We start from the raw sequence: 1,339 nt of genomic DNA on the forward strand, positions 1-1,339 counted from the left end.
CCGCCAGCACGCGCGCCAGCATGTCGCGGGTGCGCGGGTCGGCAAACAGGGCGCCCTGACGCAGCGCGTCGGCGCGGGCGCGGAACGAATCCAGGTCCGGAGCGTCCACCACCTGCATGCCCGCCTCGCGCAGGCGGCGCAGATAGTCGGCGTCCTTCTGGCGGTTGTAAGCCCGCTGATACACGGCGGCGTCTGCCATGCACTGCATGACCAGCGTACGGTCCGACTGGGGCAGCCCGTTGAACCAGGCCAGGTTGGCCAGGTCCGCGTGGGCGGAATACACGTGCCCGGTCAGCGAAAGGTATTTCTGCACCTCGGGCATGCGGTATTCCGCCATGACCCACAGCGGGTTTTCCTGCCCGTCGATGGTGCCCTGCTGCAATTCCGCGTAGATGGGCCACCCCATGGGCGTGGGGTTGGCGCCAAGGGCGCGCCACAGCTCGCGGTGCAGGGTCGATTCCAGCACGCGGATCTTCAGGCCGCGCACGTCGTCCACGGTATGCACCGGGCGCACGTTGTTGGTCAGGTGGCGAAAACCGTTTTCGGAAAAGTGCAGCCCCTTCAGGCCCACCCGCTCCAGCGCATCCAGCAGCGCCCTTCCCGCTGCCCCGTCCAGCACGCGGTCCGCCTCTGCCGCATCGCGGAACAGGAAGGGGTAGTCCAGCACCTTCACTTCGGGCACGAACGGGTCCAGCACGCCCAGGGTGATGATGGCAAGATGCACGCCGCCCAGCTGCAGCTGTTGCAGGATTTCCGTCTCCGTGCCCAGGGTGCCGGAATGGTGCACCACCACCCGGTACGCCCCGTGCGAACGTTCCTCCAGCAACTGCCGGAACCGCTCGGCGCAAACGTGCTGGGCCGAGCCGGGCGTGGTCACCACGGCCAGGGTCAGCTCCGTGGCCGCGCGTGCGGCACGCGCCCCCCCGGGCAGAATGACCGCCAGGCAGGCCAGGATCAGCCCGAGGGCTACGGCAAGGGCGTCCCCCCGGCGACGGCAGGCCAGGGCGGGCAGGAACGAAGCGAGGGGGGAGAGGGAACGGAAACGGTGGTGCATGGCGATCCTCACCGGGTGCCGGAAGGAAAATGCGGCAGCCGGAGTTACGACGGGCAGGAAGCATCGGGCCAGTGCGCACATCAGCAACCCTTCGGAAAGCGTATGATGCCGCAACGCGAACTCCCCGCCACCACAGGTTGAAATACCGATAGGCGCATGGTAAGCATGCGATGTCCAGCCGTCTTTCGGGTCGTCTGGTCCGGGGCAAGGGGGGGCGGTGCTGCCAGCCTGCGGCCCGGCCCCCCTTGCCCCGGACCGGCGGCGGGCGCGCACCATAGCCAATCG

Annotated in this window: 1 protein-coding gene; it reads right to left on the reverse strand. The window is 68.6% G+C overall.

Annotated features, from left to right (window positions below; all coding sequences use genetic code 11):
* Window positions 1-1,054, reverse strand: a 1,054-nt coding sequence (locus FVW20_RS15645) for a TRAP transporter substrate-binding protein (RefSeq protein ID WP_231039163.1), incomplete at its 3' end; no start/stop codon positions are given.
* Window positions 1,055-1,339: the final 285 nt, after the last annotated feature.

This window comes from Nitratidesulfovibrio oxamicus, from assembly GCF_015731765.1.
GTDB lineage: Bacteria > Desulfobacterota > Desulfovibrionia > Desulfovibrionales > Desulfovibrionaceae > Cupidesulfovibrio > Cupidesulfovibrio oxamicus.